The organism is Oceanospirillum beijerinckii DSM 7166, assembly GCF_000422425.1.
GTDB lineage: Bacteria > Pseudomonadota > Gammaproteobacteria > Pseudomonadales > Halomonadaceae > Oceanospirillum > Oceanospirillum beijerinckii.
The window spans coordinates 63270-81842 of sequence record NZ_AULT01000005.1; the positions used below are offsets into that span (position 1 = coordinate 63270).

Annotated in this window: 13 protein-coding genes; 8 read left to right on the plus strand and 5 right to left on the minus strand. The window is 50.2% G+C overall.

Annotated elements, in window-relative coordinates; translation table 11 throughout:
- Positions 1-299 precede the first annotated feature (299 nt).
- Positions 300-1778: a leucyl aminopeptidase gene (locus H579_RS0100260; protein ID WP_028299000.1), complete on the plus strand. Its 1479-nt coding sequence runs from the start codon at positions 300-302 to the stop codon at positions 1776-1778.
- Positions 1779-1884: 106 nt separating this feature from the next.
- Here the strand turns inward: H579_RS0100260 and H579_RS0100265 are convergent, their stop codons facing one another.
- Positions 1885-3978 carry a methyl-accepting chemotaxis protein gene (locus H579_RS0100265; protein WP_028299001.1) on the minus strand — a complete coding sequence of 698 codons (2094 nt, stop codon included), beginning with the start codon at positions 3976-3978 and terminating at the stop codon, positions 1885-1887.
- A 615-nt stretch (positions 3979-4593) separates the two neighbouring features.
- The gene (locus H579_RS0100270) at positions 4594-6102 is read right to left on the minus strand and encodes an alanine/glycine:cation symporter family protein (RefSeq protein ID WP_028299002.1); all 1509 of its coding nucleotides are present in this window, start codon (positions 6100-6102) and stop codon (positions 4594-4596) included.
- A gap of 461 nt (positions 6103-6563) precedes the next feature.
- Here H579_RS0100270 and H579_RS0100275 point away from each other — a divergent pair, with 461 nt between their 5' ends.
- Positions 6564-8285 carry a cation:proton antiporter domain-containing protein gene (locus H579_RS0100275; protein ID WP_028299003.1) on the plus strand — a complete coding sequence of 574 codons (1722 nt, stop codon included), beginning with the start codon at positions 6564-6566 and terminating at the stop codon, positions 8283-8285.
- A gap of 179 nt (positions 8286-8464) precedes the next feature.
- Here H579_RS0100275 and H579_RS0100280 read toward each other — a convergent pair whose 3' ends face one another.
- Complete coding sequence (locus H579_RS0100280; protein ID WP_028299004.1) at positions 8465-9202, minus strand: glutathione peroxidase; 738 nt, start codon at positions 9200-9202, stop codon at positions 8465-8467.
- Positions 9203-9588: 386 nt separating this feature from the next.
- On the opposite strand from H579_RS0100280, the gene H579_RS0100285 reads away from it, so the two are divergent.
- Together H579_RS0100285 and H579_RS0100295 are read left to right on the plus strand one after the other, a co-directional pair.
- On the plus strand, positions 9589-12369 hold the full coding sequence (locus H579_RS0100285) for a cation-transporting P-type ATPase (protein WP_051227164.1): 2781 nt from the start codon (positions 9589-9591) through the stop codon (positions 12367-12369).
- Positions 12370-12783: 414 nt separating this feature from the next.
- Positions 12784-13662, plus strand: a complete 879-nt coding sequence (locus tag H579_RS0100295; RefSeq protein WP_028299007.1) for a hypothetical protein — start codon at positions 12784-12786, stop codon at positions 13660-13662.
- A gap of 210 nt (positions 13663-13872) precedes the next feature.
- Here the strand turns inward: H579_RS0100295 and H579_RS0100300 are convergent, their stop codons facing one another.
- Together H579_RS0100300 and H579_RS0100305 are read right to left on the minus strand one after the other, a co-directional pair.
- Positions 13873-14466 carry a cytochrome b gene (locus H579_RS0100300; protein WP_051227165.1) on the minus strand — a complete coding sequence of 198 codons (594 nt, stop codon included), beginning with the start codon at positions 14464-14466 and terminating at the stop codon, positions 13873-13875.
- Positions 14467-14665: 199 nt separating this feature from the next.
- Positions 14666-15052, minus strand: a complete 387-nt coding sequence (locus H579_RS0100305; RefSeq protein ID WP_028299009.1) for a hypothetical protein — start codon at positions 15050-15052, stop codon at positions 14666-14668.
- 399 nt (positions 15053-15451) lie between these two features.
- Between H579_RS0100305 and H579_RS0100310 the strand changes: the two genes are divergently transcribed.
- The 4 genes from H579_RS0100310 (at position 15452) to H579_RS29795 (ending at position 18552) form a co-directional block, all read left to right on the plus strand.
- A complete protein-coding gene (locus H579_RS0100310) occupies positions 15452-16195 on the plus strand; it encodes a response regulator (RefSeq protein ID WP_028299010.1) in 744 nt (247 codons plus the stop codon).
- Positions 16196-16285: 90 nt separating this feature from the next.
- A complete protein-coding gene (locus H579_RS27470) occupies positions 16286-17896 on the plus strand; it encodes an ATP-binding protein (RefSeq protein ID WP_051227166.1) in 1611 nt (536 codons plus the stop codon).
- A gap of 202 nt (positions 17897-18098) precedes the next feature.
- Positions 18099-18293, plus strand: a complete 195-nt coding sequence (locus H579_RS29010; protein WP_157834521.1) for a hypothetical protein — start codon at positions 18099-18101, stop codon at positions 18291-18293.
- A gap of 130 nt (positions 18294-18423) precedes the next feature.
- A complete protein-coding gene (locus H579_RS29795; RefSeq protein WP_281166984.1) occupies positions 18424-18552 on the plus strand; it encodes a hypothetical protein in 129 nt (42 codons plus the stop codon).
- Positions 18553-18573 lie beyond the last annotated feature (21 nt).

Here is an 18573-nt window from a genome sequence, read left to right on the forward strand (position 1 = left end):
ATCAGGCAGAGAGCGCTGTTTGCTCGTTGGATATCTGCTGATCCTGCTTTGCGTTCAGTTGGGCATTGCGTAAACTGAGCGTAATGACTGAGAGTAGGTTCTCAGCGGGCAAATTATCCAATAACACTTCCCATTTGTCTTGTGGGTATTGTTTTGTCTTGCGGGTATTTTTGATTCTAATGGATCAGTTTTATATCCCAGGGTGACATTCTTGTGATGAGATAGCGTTGAAGAGAGTGATATTTGAGCGCGTTATTGGATGGTTTGCTTTTTTTGTCTTGTGAATTTTTGGAGTCTCTATGCAGTTTATCGCAACTAATCAGGCATTAACTGAGCTGAAAAAAGATTGTCTGGTCGCTTTTGTCGGCGCAGACGGTGAATTAGGTGCAGCCGCGCAACAGCTGGACCAAGCGGCCAATGGTCTGATCAGCAAAATTATCGATCAGGGTGACTTTACCGGAAAACAGGGCCAAACCCTGCTGCTGCCGGTTGTGGATGGTCTGGATGCCTCCCGTCTGCTGCTGGTGGGCACAGGTAAAGCCGACGAGCTGAACGACGGCAAATTCCGTTCACTGGCGACAGGCCTGATCAATAGCATCAAAGGTGGCAAGATCGCATCTGTGGCGCTGAATCTGGATGATATTGAATTAAAAGATGGTCGTGACAACGCCTGGAAAGCCCGTCTGTTGGCTGAAAACACCGAAACCGCACTCTACTCCTTCGATCAGATGAAGAGCAAAGAAGCGGAAGCGCTGGCGCTGAACGAAATCACCGTAGTCAGCCAGGATACCGCTGCGGTAGAAGCGGCACTGGCTATCGGTCAGGCAACGGGGCTGGGCTCTAACGTCACCCGTAACCTGGGCAACCTGCCGGGCAATGTGTGTACGCCAGTATTTCTGGCCGAGCAAGCAGAACTGCTGGTTGAAGATTGCGACGAGATGACCCTGATCGTACTGGACGAAGACCAGATGGCCGATCTGGGTATGCACTGTATGCTGTCTGTTGGCCAAGGCAGTGTGCAACCGTCGCGTTTGATCACCGTAGAGTACAAAGGTGCTGGTGATGAGCAGCCTCATGTGCTGGTCGGTAAGGGCGTAACCTTTGACTCCGGTGGTATCAGCCTGAAGCCGGGTGCGGGCATGGACGAGATGAAGTTTGATATGTGTGGTGCCGCCAGCGTTATGGGTGTGCTGCAGGTATTAAAAGCCCTGAAGCCTAAGGTTAATGTCGTGGGTGTGGTCGCTGCCGTTGAAAATATGCCAGCAGGTAACGCCACCAAGCCGGGTGATATCGTGACCACCATGTCCGGCAAAACCGTTGAGATCCTGAACACCGACGCTGAGGGCCGCCTGGTACTGTGTGATGCACTGACCTATATTGAGCGCTTTAACCCTGCCACCGTAGTGGATATCGCCACACTGACGGGTGCTTGTATTATCGCTCTGGGCCATCAGGCGACAGGTCTGCTGTCCAATGATGATGATCTGGCCGCTGACCTGCTGGCCTCCGGTATCGAAGCGGCAGACCGCGCCTGGCATCTGCCGCTGTGGTCCGAGTACCAACAGCAACTGGAGTCTAATTTCGCCGATATCGCCAATATCGGTGGCCGTCCGGCGGGTACCATCACCGCAGCCTGCTTCCTGTCCCGCTTCACCGAAGACTACCGTTGGGCGCACCTGGATATCGCAGGCACCGCATGGCACAGCGGCGGTAAAGAGAAAGGTGCAACCGGTCGTCCGGTTCCATTGCTGACTCAATATCTGCTGTCTAAGGTTTAATTCCTGAGCGGATAGTCCTGTATTAATGGGATAAATAAAAGGCGATAAGTACAACCAGTACTTGTCGCCTTTTTCATATCGCTGAATTATCTGGAGATCAACGTTACTAGTAACGGAAACGTCCCAGTTGGCCTTCCAGTTTTTTCACCAGATTCAGCAGTGACTGACTCTCGTCATTCGCTGCAGTCGCCCCATCGGCAACCAGAGCGGTTTCATCACTGATATTAACGATATTGCGGGTAATATCCTCAGTTACTGCTCGTTGCTCTTCAACGACACTGGCCATCTGAGTGGTGGTGTTGTCGATTTCGGCAATGGCCGTCACAACCTGTCGTAGATGATTAGAGGCTTCTTCTGCCAGCTCCAGACACATCTCTGATTGTTCGTTACCTTTCTGCATCGCTTGCAATGCACTCCTGCTACGCTGCTGTAAACGATCAATCAGTGCCTGAATCTCTTCAGTCGAGGCTTGAGTTTTTGAGGCCAGGTTACGCACTTCATCGGCTACGACGGCAAAGCCACGGCCGGATTCACCGGCACGAGCCGCTTCAATTGCAGCGTTCAGAGCCAGCAGGTTGGTCTGTTCAGAGATACCCTGAATGGTTTCAACAATCTGGCTAATGTTATCGCTGTCCTGTGCCAATTGATCCATCAGCTCAGACGTACTGGAGATCTGGTCCGACAACTCTTTAATCGAGCGGGCACTTTCATCCACGTTAACTGCACTGCTATCCACCGAGTGTTTTGCTTCGCTGGAAGAGGTGGCAGTGGTTGTGGCAATTTGAGCCACCTCACCGGCCGAGGCGGCCAGTTCGTTAATAGCGGTGGCGATCTGATCGACTTCCGCCCGTTGTTTTTCAATACCCAGTGTACTGCTATTGGAAATCTCGGCAGCACGTTTGGCCGAGCCTTCGACATTGCCCATCTCAGCCGCAATATCTTTGACAATACCGTGAGTTTTCTCGATGAAGGCATCGATGCCACGGGCCAGATCACCCACTTCATCAGCTCTTTGCAGTTTCAGACGCTGGGTCAGGTCGCCGTCCTGAGAGGCTAGCTGATTGATCATACCTGCTGCACGACCAATTGGCGCAGCAATACCATGGGCAATACCCATCAGTAGTACAATGCCAAGGCCGGCAATCACAGCACCGATCAGAACCAGAGAGACCATGCTTTCGTTAAATTCAGTCGCCATGCTTTCTTTTGTAAGAATAGCTCCGGCCAGAACAAGGTTCTCATTCAGGCGAATCACTACGGCCCATGGGGTATTCACACCGGGTAGCTGAATCGGCTCGACAGCCCAGAATTCGCCATCCAGCTGCAGCATCTGTTTCTGCCCCTGTTTAACGAAACCCAGCAACTGATCTTTATGCTTACCGCTATAGGTCTTGGCTAATGCCAGTTGGCTGTCAGAATCAGCTGCAACCAAACCGGTGTTACTTAGCAGAATCACCTGACCTTGACCATTGTATAGTGATTGATCGGCATTTTCGGCTAACTGAGTCAGGAAGCTCAGCTCCATATCGATACCAGCCATACCCTTTACCTGGCCATCGACCAGCAGTGGCAGAGTGATAGAGGTGCCTACGATAGTACGGCCACCGACTTCCCAGGAGTAGGGCTCAGCCAGGCAGGTCTTTCCGGTATCTACGGGACAGGTGTACCAGGCTGAATCGGTGCTGCCTTTCTCAATGTTTTCATACACGGTTTTCAGATTAAGAGGGCGATAGCCCAGGCTACCGTCAGTATTTCGATACCAGTATGGGGCAAACTGACCATTATCGAAGGTGTGAACTTCACCGATATTGGCTTTATCCTGGCCATCAACAGCATTGGGCAACCAGGCAATATAGGTTCCCATCACATTATCGTTCTGGACCAACATCGATTTGGTGTAGTTATAAAATGGGGTGCGGGGTGTTTGGCGACCACTTTGCTCAATAAAGCTACTCATGGTGTCGGCCAGTCCTTTGGCAACATACAGGGCGCGATTCAGCTCAGAAGCGGTTTTACCAGCCTGAGCTGCTGCCAGGGCTGACAGCTGAGCACGGGCCTTTTGTGTTAACTCCTCACTCACAAGGCCTGCGGTTTGGGTTTCAACCTTGTTGTTACTCCATGCTACTGCGGCCAGTAAGATGACAGAGGAAAGTGCAAGACAAGCACCTGTCGCCAGTGCAATTCTATTTTTAATTTTCATAGGACGCTTCAATCTTTAAAGGATGTGGGTTCAGCTTTGTGGCTATCATTTTTCTTATCGGCAGTCCTTTTTTATTAAATGATTATTTAACTATCCCTGTATCAGTTAATTATTATCCTGTTTAGTGGATAAATTAAAGCTTTAGTCTAATAAAAAGTAAGCTTGTGTTACGTTAGCAATAAAAACATTTCATTTTTGTGACAATGCTCTGTTTTTCTTAACCATTTGATTAACATCAAGGATATAAAAGCCAGATGGTGCGGGCATTTTCCTATAATCAGTGTAGCAGCGGTGTTTAGAAAAGCATAAGAGTCAGATACGGCCGCATAGCAAAAGATAAGTCCACCAACATCCATCTTGCCATCCCCGGCTACACATCGTAGAAGGAAAGAGGGAGGAGATAGAGTGTCAATGTCGCAGCTACTAATTTAGTGAGGTGCTTAAGTAAGAAAGGTATGGGCTTAAGGTACGGGCTGAAAAAAGGTCTGTGTCTATCGCTTAGAGGATTGGAGGGTTAGAGGATTGGGCGTTTCTGTGGGCTAAAACGACAGAACCCCCGGCACTACCGAGGGTTCTGTTAGCGCTTAGCTGATAAAGCTAAGAGATTGTGGGCGATTAAGCCGACTCAGCCTCTTTAGCTTTATTCTCTGCTTTCCGCTTATCCCAGAAGTGAGCGTTTTTGATGCCCAGCTTTTCCGGATCAAAGGTGTAATCAGTCACGCCAGCTTTCTGTTGTGCTTCATAGTCCTGCAGTGCTTTCAGAGCAGGCTTGGACATAAAGAAGATGATCAGAATACCAACGATGTTCAGCCAGGCCATCATGCCTACACCTACGTCACCCATCGCCCATGCCAGGTTGGCAGTTTTGATTGCACCGTAGAAAGTGGCACCCATGATGGTGACTTTCAGGGCAAAGATCACACCCGGCAGGTTAACGGAACGTTTCAGGTACGCCACATTGGTTTCAGCAATGTAGTAGTACGCCAGAATCGTGGTGAAGGAGAAGAAGAACAGCGCCAGCGCTACAAACGGTTTACCTACGCCAGGCAGTACGCTTTCAATCGCCATCTGGGTAAAGATAGGGCTGTTAGCGGCTGCATCGGCTGCTACGTTCTGAACCAGGAAGGTATCACCCACACCGTGTACGTTGTACGCACCAGTGATCAGGATCATAAATGCAGTCGCAGAACATACGAACAGAGTATCGATGTATACAGAGAACGCCTGAACCAGACCTTGCTGTGCAGGGTGCTGTACTTCAGCCGCTGCCGCTGCGTGAGGGCCAGTACCCTGACCGGCTTCGTTGGAGTAAACACCACGTTTTACACCCCAACCAATCGCAGCACCAATACCCGCCATAGGCGTAAAGGCATCGCCCAGAATCATACCAATTACGCCTGGCAGTTGATCAATATTCAGCAGAACGATAGTACAAGCGATGATGATGTAACCCAGTGCCATGAAAGGTACAACCACTTCAGTGAAGCGAGCGATACGTTTAACACCACCGAAGATGATAAAGCCCAGGATCAGTACAACCGCAACACCCGTCATAATCTTGGCAGAGCTGACCTCACCGAAACCGGTTGCGATCATGGTACCTGGACCAAATGCCGTTTCAACCGCGTTACCAATACTGTTGGCCTGGACACCCGGCAGGAAAATACCACAGGCCGCAATGGTCGCGATCGCAAAAATCACAGCATACCATTTCTGGCCCATCGCTTTTTCGATGTAGTACGCAGGACCACCACGATACTGGCCGTCTTGCTCTTCTTTATAGATCTGCGCCAGCGTAGATTCTGCATAAGCGGTTGCTGCGCCCAGGAAGGCCACAACCCACATCCAGAATACTGCACCTGGTCCACCAAAACCGATAGCAGCGGCTACACCCGCGATATTACCTGTACCCACACGACCAGACAGAGAAACCGCTAATGCCTGGAAAGACGAGATGCCTTTATCAGAGCTTTTTCCGGAAAATAGCAAACGCCACATTTCGGAAAAATGTCTGACCTGAACAAATCGTGTCATGATGGAGTAAAACAGACCGGCGCCCAGGCAGAGATAGATCAAAGCCGGACTCCAGATGATGCCGTTCATAAAATCGACAAATGCTTGCATGTAAAATGCCTCCCCTCAGAGGAAGCGCCTTGGCGCTGTATTATTAATGTTATGGTGCGGCAGTTATTCTACCTAAGTCTAGATAGTGTTTTTTTCTTTTATTGTGGCCGAATTAGGTCATATATCTATCAATAGGTATTGGAATTTGCTTTTTTATTCGGTGTTTAGAAATTCTAAAGTGAAATTCTATCTTAATCGGTCGTTTGATTAGCTGGGTTGTGTCGCTGCACAAGACGATGATGCACGACACGGATATTAAATGACGAACTAAAATGACATTTAACGGGGTGGCGGCTGTTAACGTTTTTTTGCACGGGACATAGCGAATTTTACAGTTCATAGGGCACTTTCAGAGTAAAATAATGTCGTAAATAGCCATACAAATGAAGCGGTTAAGTAAACTTTCTAGTCAGGATTGCCGATACCGTGATCACGAATTGCAGCGGACAATGGGATAACACATGCATCTGGAAACCTTTATCACCTCGGCCTTGATGGTGCTGATAGCCACCTCACTGGCCGTGGCTCTGTTTAAACATTTTGGTTTAGGCTCGATTTTGGGCTTGCTGGTGGCAGGGATTGCTGTCGGTCCTTATACCGGGGGGCCTTATGTCACCGAAAATGTGGAAGATGTGCGTCATTTCACTGAGCTGGGCGTGGTGCTGCTGTTATTTCTGATCGGTTTGGAGATGAAGCCGGCCAAACTCTGGGCGATGCGCCGGGAGGTCTTTGGTTTAGGGCTATTACAGATTCTGGTCTCAGGTGCGGTGATCGGCCTCTATTTCTCTATGTTTGAACCCAACTGGGCGGCGGCTCTGTTGATCGGTATGACCTTTGCGCTGTCTTCCACGGCGATGGTATTGCAGATGCTGCAGGAGAGCGGCGAGATCACCAGTCGTCACGGTTCGGCTTCTTTTGCGATTCTGTTGATGCAGGATCTGGCCATTGTCCCTCTGTTGGCTATTGTGCCGATTTTGTCCACCACAGGTCAGCTATCTGAAGTGCCTGTGTGGCAACAGGTGGCAACGGTCTTCGGCATGCTGGCGCTGATCGGCGTTTTTGGTCGTTATGTGCTGCCGGTGGCACTGGACCAACTGTCCCGTCGTGGCAATAAAGAGGGCTTCCTGCTTGTGGTACTACTGGCGGTATTCCTGGCGGCCTGGACCATGCACTATGCTGGTATCTCCATGGCGCTGGGTGCCTTTATTATGGGGATGCTGCTGTCCAGCTCAAACTACCGTATTCAGGTTCAGGCACTGATCGAACCCTACAAAGGCATGCTGATGAGCCTGTTTTTTGTTGCTGTGGGTATGTCGATTGATATCGCGGCATTAGGTGAGCAACCAGGTCTGTTTATTCAACACATTATCGTGATTATCGCACTGAAGTTTGCGGTACTGATCGGTTTGAGTATGGCCTTTGGCTTTAATCGGGACAAAGCAATGCGTATTGCTCTGCTACTGTCGCAAAGTGGTGAGTTTGGCTTTGTCCTGTTTGGTTCTGCCAAGGCACTGCAGGTGATCAGCGATGAAACCTTTGTATTAGCCGTGGGCGTGATCTCGGTGTCTATGGCGATTACTCCGCTGATGATGAAAGCTGCAGATACGGTAAACAAGGTTTCTAACCGTCGCAAACCGGTTAAGCCAAGTAAAGCAGATGAGATTGAACTGCCGTCCGATAATAAAACAGGTCGTGTCGTCATCGGTGGTTTTGGTCGAGTCGGTTATACCGTTGCCACCCTGTTAAAAGCCCGTGGTGTGCCTTTTATCGCTTTTGATACCAATCCTAACCATGTGACTAAGGGACAGGAACTGGATATGCCGGTGTATTATGGTGATGTCGGTGACGCCCATCTGCTGGAGGCGGCACACCTGCGTGAAGCCTCGCTGGTCGTAATGACCATTGACCATACACCGTCGGCATTAAGAGCGATTCATCATACCCGTACTGATTATCCGAATGTGCCGATTATTTCCCGGGCAAAAGATCTGGAAGCCTGCCATAGTCTGCAGGAAGCGGGAGCCACACACGCGTTCCCTGAAGCGATGGAAAGCAGCCTGCATCTGGGCGGGGAAACACTGAAGATGATCAATGTGCGTGAGCATGAAGTGGAAGCCTTACTGGATGAGGTGCGTAATGCCGGTTACCAACCGCTGGTTACCGATACCCAGGAAGTTAAATAGCCCTTTTTGTTGATGCGTCTTTATAATGGGCCGATCTTCTGTAATCGCGGGATAACCTTGTTTAACCTCGTCGGTATTACAATGAAGATGGCTCTGAGTCGGCAGGCCAAAAGGCCTGCCTGGCTCAAGTGGAGAATCACTTCGCTGCTCTGAGCTATCTTAAGCAGAATCTTTAAACTTTATTGGTTGGCTAACCAGCTTTCCAGTTCATCTGCCCCGCCAATATGTTCGCCTTCAATAAATACCTGAGGGGTGGTGCCCCGGCCCGATACCGCATGTAAAGTCGCTAGGCTGACGCCATGACTACCAACCGTGATCTCTTCAAACTTCATACCACGCTCGTTCAGGGCTGCTTTGGCGCGGGTGCAGTGGCTACAACCTGGTTTACCGATCAGCGTAATGCGTTTTGGCGGCTGCGCTTCCGGGTTCAGGTAGTTCAGCATGGTATCGGCGTCTGATACCTCAAACGGATCGCCCGGCACGTCGGGTTCGATAAACATTTTTTCGATTACGCCATCGCGCACCAGCATGGCGTAACGCCAGCTGCGCTCACCAAAACCCAGGTCAGCTTTGTTGACCAGCATACCCATACCGCGGCTGAAGTCGCCATTGCCGTCTGGCAACATGGTGATGTGTTCGGCGTTTTGATCACCCGCCCAGGCATCCATCACAAACGGATCGTTCACGGACAAGCAGATGATGTCATCAATACCGTTAGCCTGAAAAACCGGTGCCAGTTCGTTATAACGTGGCAGGTGAGTACTGGAACAGGTCGGGGTAAAGGCTCCCGGCAGTGCAAACAGAATGACATTTTTTCCTTTAAACAGATCATCTGTGGTGATCTGAACCCACTCATTGTTCTTACGGGTGTTAAAAGTCACTTGAGGTACATTCTGGCCTTCGCGATTGTCTAACATCGTTTGATCTCCCTGGGTTAGGCATAGGGGAAAATGAGTAGAGCCTATGCCTTAAGTCAGTAGTGCGTTTCAAAGTATGAGTACACTATAAAAAGTCTGCTTCGATAATAGAAGTATAATATTTGGATGGTTATGATAGTTTTTTCCTATTGTTGACTGTTTTTAGATTGCAGGCCTCTTCTATCGGTCAAAGACCGCTCAGGGCTTGTGTTAATCAGGGGCCGTGTTAAAACACAGCTCTCTCTGAGCAAAAGTCCGCTTCTGTTACTGCATTGCAATAAATATCCGGTTTACTACTACATGTACATGAGCGATCCCTTTATAACGAAAGATATTGGGAGTTAAGGTCTTTCTCATCGATCAGGCTTAAGCCAGGTGGTAAACAGATGTCAGCCAGGGAACAGATAGAAATCGAAGGTGCCGCCATTCAGTGGCATGCCATCAATCAAGCGGTCACGCTGGAGCAACTGCAGACGGATGAAAAGTCCGGCCTGGACAGTACCTCCGCTCAGGATCGGTTGCTGAGGTACGGGCCGAACAGCCTGCCCGCACCGCCAAAGAAAAGCCTGCTGGAGCGTTTCTTACTGCAATTCCATAATATTCTGATCTATGTCTTGCTGGCCGCCGGAGCAACAACGGCGATGCTGGGGCACTGGATCGATACGGCTGTCATTGCTGCTGTGGTGATTGTTAACGCCATTATCGGTGTGGTGCAGGAGGGTAAAGCAGAGAAAGCGCTGGATGCGATCCGCAATATGCTGTCTCACCAGGCGATGGTGAAACGGGATGGCAGCTATATCTCGCTGGATGCCGATCAGCTGGTGCCCGGCGATATTCTGACGCTGCAGTCCGGCGATAAGATCCCTGCGGATATTCGCCTGATCAATGTGCATGATCTGCGCATTGATGAATCTATTCTGACCGGAGAATCTGTCCCGGTCGAAAAGCATCACTCACAGCTAACGGAAGATACTGTAGTTGCTGATCGTGGCAATATGGCTTACTCGGGCACCTTGGTGACCTATGGTCATGCCATTGGTGTCGTCGTCGGTACAGGTGCTAAAACCGAGATTGGTCGTATCAACCAGCTGTTGAGTGAAGTTCAGACCCTGGAAACCCCGCTGCTGCGTGAGGTGGATCAGCTGGCGAAATGGCTCAGTCTGGCTGTTTTGGTACTGGCGAGCTTTACCTTTGTTTACGGCGTCTGGCTGCAGGATATGACTGGGTCAGAGACATTCCTGGCGGCGGTTGGCCTGGCGGTAGCGGCGATTCCAGAGGGTCTGCCGGCGATTATGACTATCACCCTGGCCATCGGTGTACAACAGATGGCTCGCCATAGTGCGGTGATTCGTCGTTTGCCTGCGGTAGAGACTTTGGGGTCGGTGAGTAATATCTGCTCCGATAAAACCGGTACTCTGACCCGTAACGAGATGACGGTACGCACGGTTGTACTGGCGGATCAACTGTTCGAGGTCACAGGTTCCGGTTACGATCCACACGGCAGCTTTATCCGCGACGGTGAGACTCAGGACAGTGATAACGAGCCTCAGCTGCAGGAACTGGTACGTGCGGTGATGCTCTGTAATGATGCCAGTCTTTCAAAAAAGGTTTCGAAAAAGGATGAAGCAGGTGCCTCTGGCTCAGTAGAGCAATGGCAGCTGGTCGGTGATCCCACAGAGGGCGCGCTGATTACCCTGGCGATGAAAGCCGGTCTTGATCCCCATTTTGAGCAGGAAGAGTACCCGCGAACCGATATTATCCCGTTTGAATCCGAACATAAGTATATGGCGACTCTGCACCATGATCATGCCGGTCATGGTGTCATCTACCTAAAAGGTGCACCGGAGCGAGTGCTGGATATGTGTCAGTTCCAGCGTTGTGACGCGGGCAGCCGTCAAACCATTATCGACCGTAGTTTATGGCTGCAACGAATGCAGTCGATGGCCTCTCAGGGCCAGCGTGTATTGGCGATTGCCGCCAAAGCGGTACCCGCTGAGCATATGGAACTGAGCTTTAGCGATCTGAATGAAGGCCTGTGTCTGATCGGCTTAGTGGCGATGATCGATCCACCACGGGATGAAGCGATTGCCGCAGTAAAACAGTGCCATAGCGCGGGTATCCGGGTGAAGATGATCACCGGTGACCATGTGGATACCGCCAAGGCTATTGGTGCTCAGATGAATATCGGCGATGGTCAAACCGCGCTGACGGGAGCCGAGCTGGAAGAGATGAGCGATGATGAACTGCGTAAGGTTGTTGGGGATGTGGACGTTTTTGCCCGTACCAGCCCTGAGCATAAACTGCGCCTGGTTTCAGCTCTGCAAGCTAACGGTAATGTGGTCGCGATGACCGGTGACGGTGTGAACGATGCCCCCGCACTGCGGCGTGCCGATGTGGGAATCGCCATGGGGATTAATGGTACCGAGGTGTCCAAGGAAGCCGCCGAGATGGTATTGGCGGATGATAACTTCGCTACCATTGCCCGTGCGGTGGAAGAGGGGCGCACCGTTTACGATAACCTGAAAAAAGCGATTCTGTTTATCCTGCCCACCAATGCCGGTGAGGCACTGAGTATTATGGCAGCGATTCTGCTCGGTACCGTGTTACCCATTACGCCGGTACAGATCCTGTGGGTCAATATGATCACCGCCGTCACCCTGGCGTTGGCACTGGCGTTTGAACCTGCTGAGAAAAATGTCATGGAGCGGCCTCCGCGGGATCCAAAAGCACCGTTGTTATCGGGCTTTTTGATCTGGCGTACCCTGTTTGTGGGTATGATTCTGGTCTGCGGCACTTTTGGTCTTTTCCTGTGGTATCAGAGCAATGGCTACAGTGTTGAATATGCCAGGACTATCGCGGTCAATACCCTGGTAATGTTTGAGATTTTCTACCTGTTTAACTCCCGCTTCTTTATTGAATCTGTGGTGAATAAAGCGGGTATCCTGGGTAACCGTATCGCCCTGTATGCCATTGGCATCCTGTTGGTATTTCAGCTGCTGTTTACCTATACAAGTCCCATGCAGACGCTGTTTGCGACCGAAGCCATCAGCTTTGGCGATTGGTTGGTGATTGCGCTGATCAGTTCCAGTGTCTTTGTACTGGTGGAAATTGAGAAAAGGGTGTTCCGTAATAAACGGGCCGCGGGTGAAGATATTCAGACTTTATAACTGGCAGCTATTCAAGGCTCAAGGCGTGAATGGATGGCGCAGTAAATTGAAACAAGTTGATATCCGGGTGATTTGATACGGCACTGAATTGATAATCGTAGTGATCAATAGCTAAAGCGGTTTAACAATAAAGGCCAGTAGCTACTTGCCAGCGTGTTTTATCTCGTGTTATCAATAAATCCATCCAGCAGAAAAACCGGTCTCTCGCCGGTTTTTCTGCTTTTTATAACTGTAAGCTTTATCTTTTTTGATTTTAAAAACTTCAGCGCATAACCGCGCATTACTTTGAGGAAAACGTCATGAAAACCATGATTATGGGCAAAATTATGATGCCAATGATGAACACCATGAAACGCACCACCTTTGCACATTCAGCCGTCGATCCGTTAGCCGTTTTAAATCAGGAAAATTGCCATGTTTGCTCACAATACCTCTGTCGATAATCACGCGTTTCAATCTTTCTTCGCCGTTGGCGATTGTCTGGGCCACTTGTGCCGCTTCCCCCTCGATACGCTTCTGCAACATCTACCTGTTTTAACCTCAGCGCTTTCTTCCCGCGCCGATGATACAGTTAATTGTTCCCTCCCCAATGACCCCCAGCTTGCCTCACTGCCGACGAATACAGGCCCATCACCTGCACCGCAATGGGATAGCTTAGCGCCAAGCGCTCTGCCGCAACAGTTTTACAGCAATGTGCCCTTTGCCATCGCTCAGGAATGGCAAAATAAAGTGTGGCACTATCAGGTTTCTTTACACTCCGCTCAGGAAAGTCGTTGTCTGCATGAGCATCTGGCTCAGGACTGTCTGACCTCGATCCCTGAGCAGGAGAAAGTGCAGCTGCAACACTGGGTCTACTTTGCCAGCTCTTTGGATCAGCTAAAACAGCAGCTGACCTGGCAACCTTTGACTCAGGAGCAGCGCCAGCTACAACGTATTCATCATCTCTATGACTGGCTGCAACTGCGTGTACAGCAGGCCAGTTTGATTGAACAGTTGTTGATTCTGCCGTTAACCGATCTGCCTTTTGGCGAGGGTTTAAATCGTAATGTGGCGACTAGTTTGGCGCGGGTCAGCAAATTGAGCTTACCTAATCGTGATCGTTTACCCGCATTGAATTATGCGCTGGTGCGAAATGGCCGTTTGCAGGAAGGTTATGGCTTACACCCGAATCATCTGGGGCTATTGACTGCTGCTTTGCAGGATAAGAGTGACCAGGAAGAGACCTTTCTGGTGCTGGATCAGACTCAATGTCTGAAGTTACTGCAACAGCTGGAAGGTTATTGCCAGCGTTAACCTTACTTGTTGCGGAGTGAGGCTTATACCAAACAAGATAAGTTGTTGTAGATTGGAAAAGCCGCAAGGCGCCTTCCGACAATCATCAGATACCGGAGCCAATGTCGGATGGCGCTTCGCTTATTCAACTTACTCTGATATCAAGAAACTTATCGGGAATGGTATTACACAAGCATCACTCCGATTCAGTTATATTGATGCCCTTTAATATTACCGACCCAGCATACGTTTCAGGGTGTTATCCTTATCAATCATATGGTGTTTCAGTGCGCCGATAATATGCAGTACCAGAGCTACAATGACCAGGTTGCTGACCATACCGTGCATCTGATGTGCAATACCCGCTAATGGCGCGACTAGTGGCAGGGGTTTATCCGGGTTTGCCGGATCAATATTGGCACCGATCACTTCCAGGCCAAAAACCTCCAGACCACGTCCACCGGCGATGGTCATCACCAGGCCTGACAAAGGAATCAGTACGCTGCCGATCAAGAGCACATAATGAGTGATCTTGGATAGTCGTTGTTCCATACGGGTGTACTCATTGACCGGCTTAGGCCAGCCCTGACGCACCCGTCGCCAGGCACGAATCACGATGACAATAAAGATCAAAGCTCCCAATGACTTGTGCAGGCCATACAGATGATAAGCATTGTTTTCTTCCATATAGATGCCGAGAGCGAGCAGGCCTATAATACTCCAGCCGACCAGCCAGTGCAGAGCTATGGTCAGACGATCTAAAACGGGCGATACAGTTGGGCTGTTGATGTCGTCTTCTGCGCGAAGACTATGGCTATGGCTCATGATGATGATCCTGTTACTCATCCTTTTATGGGGGCGCTTCCCCCTGATGAAGCCTGGGTATGAAGTGGCCGTAAAGCGATCACTCCAATAGTGGTGAATAAAAAGACCTGCCCAAAGCATCGCAGTGTCGATGGGCAGGTTAAAGCGAGTAAAGTGAATCGGTGGTGCTGTGCCCATACCGGTCAGCATGGGCTTTAGATCAGCGCTGTGCCACAGGGAAACCAGTGGCTCCACTGATGGTCAGTATTTCTACCAGGGAGTTGTCCAGGGTTACGATTTCAACCTGGTAAGTATTTTTTTCGCCTTTTTTAATTTCACCCACTTTCAGGCGATCATTACCCCGGTAGATCAGGCGCGAAGTGACCAGAGTACGTACTTCATCAGCGTTCAACTCCAGGTTTTGATTACCTTTGTAGTAATCCCGCCCCTTGTGATGACCTTTAGTGTGGTAGCTGCTTTTATCGCCTTTGCGGCAGTCATTGTCGTCATCATCCCAGTCCGCGATAACCGGTGATGCCAGAGTCATCGACAGTACGCCTGCCGCAGCCAGAGAACCGATGAGTTTAGCAATGTGATTGTTTTTCATAATCTTACCTCGTCACTGAGTACAAGAGCTGATTGGACGGAGGATGCTTACGGAACCTGATCAATAAGCACGTCAGCTTGCAGCTCGTTATGGTGAATTCTGTTTGTCATATCCCGGCCACTTAATTCAGACGCTCGTTTGTACAGAGTGTCTCTGGCCTTGCGATGAGGTTATTAAAACGCTGAAATGTCGCTGAACTTTGTCAAAAACAACCTTTTTTGCAGCAAATTATGGCAAAACGGAAATTTGACATACTTTGTCAAAGTTTTTGCTTTTGACTCGGTTATAGTAGAAACATGGCCGTTAGTATCGTTAATACGACGGTGGGTAACAGACACTAAAAAGCCGGGTCAGGGATGGCCGTAAGCGCTGTAAGATCGACACTTCTGGTGGTGCCACTTGAACCCTGATAATCCCCATATTCTGATTGTTGATGATGAGCAGGAGATCCGTGAGCTGCTCAGTCGCTTCCTGCAAAACCATGGCTGCCGTACTTCTTTGGCTGAAGATGGCAAAGCGATGGAAAGGGTGTTGGCCAGTCACAACATTGACCTGATTGTGCTGGATCTGATGATGCCGGGTGAAGATGGCCTGGTCCTGTGCCGTAAGTTGCGTAGTCACTCCAATCTGCCCGTAATCATGTTGACGGCAATGGGTGATGAGACGGATCGCATTATCGGTCTGGAGATGGGGGCCGACGACTATCTGGCAAAACCTTTTAGTCCGAGGGAGTTACTGGCGCGGATAAAATCGGTGCTGCGCCGTACTCGCAGCCTGCCGGACTATCACAGACACCAGTCTGCCCCTGAACAAAGCCAGGTGCGCTTTGATCGCTGGTTACTGGATCTGCATAAACGGGAGTTACTGGATGAAGAAGGTATTACCCTCTCGCTCAGTACCGCAGAGTTTGACCTGCTACAGGCTTTTCTTGAACATCCACAACGGGTACTCACCCGTGATCAGCTGCTGGATCTGGCTCGTGGTCGTAATGCTCAGCTGTTTGATCGCTCAATTGATACTCTGGTGAGTCGGCTCAGGCGCAAACTGGAGCGGGACCCGAAGAAACCGGAGCTGATTAAAACTATCTGGGGTGGGGGTTACAGCTTCAGTGCGGATGTTGAGAATATCCACGGGAACGGATAGGCGGATAGGGGCAGGCGTTACTTGAATCCAAGTGGTTTACTTGGCCCCCTCGGTTTATTGATTGATTAAGAGATCCCACGACAGAATCTTATGCCAAAATGTAGCAAACTGGCCAGGCTGAAAAAGCTCAGGCCGGAAAGTCTCAGAAGTCGTTTGATACTGCTGATGCTGGTAACGCTGGTGCTGGTGCAGTTGGTCAGTGTGCTTGTGTATCTGCAGGATAGAAACACCCTGATCAGCAACGCCGGTATTCGTTTACAGGTTCAGCGTATCGCCAATCTGATTAGTCTGATGGATCAGTCCGAACCTTACCAGTACCGGGCGATCCTGAAGGCGACTGAAACCCCTCAACTGGCAGTATTGATCTCTACTGATGCCCTGGTGCCCGCTGGCCTGGCGGCTTCCCGTGGTGCTCTGGAGATGCGACAGAAACTGTATGAAAAAACTCTGCGCCAGCCTGAGCAAAAGATCAGGGTGACCTATGAACGCTACCTGTTGCCCAAGGATTTTGATTGTGACACGGATGAATACGTCGGCACCAATAACCGGGGTCGCTCTTTTCAGGGGGAGAATCGTATCTACTGGCGCAAGCAGGCATCACCATCGAGGGATGACGATGATGATGACGAAGATCATGACGATGACAGAGATAAGGATCGGGATAAAAACGAAGCCTCAGATGATCACCACAAAAGCGATAAGCGCTATCGTGACTTTCGCCGCTTTGGCTATCTGTCAGGCGAAGCCCCCCCTTATGAGTTGAGTATCTCTGTACTCTTGCCTGATCAACGCTGGCTGAACATTCGTGCCGGTAGTGTCGATGAATTGCTGGTGTGGCGCTGGCGCTCTGCCGTGGGTCTGGTCATTGTCGGGTTTATTGTCGTAGCCATTATGCTATGGATATTACGCAGTAATACCCGGCCTCTGCAGAAGTTGGCCCGGGCGGCGAACCGGATTGGCCGCGGTATGGATAGCGAGCCCTTGGCTGAAGAAGGCGCCCGTGAGGTGCGCACCACTATTCAGGCGTTTAACAGTATGCAGGAACGCCAGCAGCGTTTTATTAAAGACCGTATGCTGATGCTGGCGGCGATCTCCCATGATCTGCGTACGCCGATTACCAAACTCAGGTTGCAGTCGGAGTTTGTCAGTGATGAAGAGATCCAGCACAAGATGCTGAACACCCTTACGGATATGGAGCAGATGTTGAATGCTACCATGAACTTTGCCCGGGATGATGTGCAAAACGAGCCGAGCAAAGCCACCGACCTGGCCAGTTTGGTTCAAAGCTTATGTGATGACCTGATTGATCAGGGGGCCGGGATGACCTGTGATCTGCCTGAGCGTTTGGTTTGTGAATGCAAGCCGATGGGATTTCGCCGGATGGTCAGTAATGTGTTGGAAAATGCGGTGAAATACGCTGAGAGTGCCCACGTGGTGCTGAAACAGGAAACACGCTCCGATACCGGTATCCGCTGGATTGTATTAACGGTGACCGATGACGGCCCCGGTATTGATGAAGCCCTGTTTGAACAGGTGTTTACCCCTTTCTATCGTGTGGAAGGTTCCAGAAACCGAGCCACAGGAGGCATGGGGCTGGGATTGAGTGTGGTGCGTAGTATTGCTTTGTTGCATGGCGGGCATGTCGCGCTATCTAACCGAGATGAGGGTGGTTTACAGGTACAAATCCATATTCCCTGCTAAGCTGAGTGATTCAAGCTTGGATACAACCTGGCATGGGGCGGGGGTCCGATTAATCTGACGGCTACTGCGCCTGGCATAAGGTCGGTATAAGGCTTGATAAAGAAGCGGTAAAGGCTGTCATACTATAGATATGGTATGTATCCTGCATGTTTTTCACGGCATGGTATCCCATAACAATTAGTACAAATCAAGGACACTAAGGATGAGTAGAAAAACCTCACGGATGGAGCAGGCGGATTTCAGTCGTGCTCTGGCACTTGAAGTGCGTATGATCGAATTTCAGCAGACGTTGAGAGTGAAGGGTGAGCGTATTGCCTGCAACATGCAGAAGATGCGGCAAAGCCTGCACAAAAAGAAAACAGCGTCAGTCTGTAGCGGTCGGCGGGTAATGCGTTAAGTTGTTCAGACGGTATTCGCTTATTGCGGAACCTGTATGATACGAACGATAGCGGGAAACAAAAAATCGCAGTGCCAGCGTATAACCGGGTTATACGTAGGTACTGCGATTTTTTATGGTCGATAAAGGCATGGCAAGTGAATTTATCGACCCTGAACACTTGATCTCAGGTGGTTATACCATCCCCGATAAGTTTCTTGATATCAGAGTAGGTTGGATAAGCGAAGCGCCATCCGACACTGACTCCGATACCGGGTGATTGTCGGAAGGCGCCTTGCGG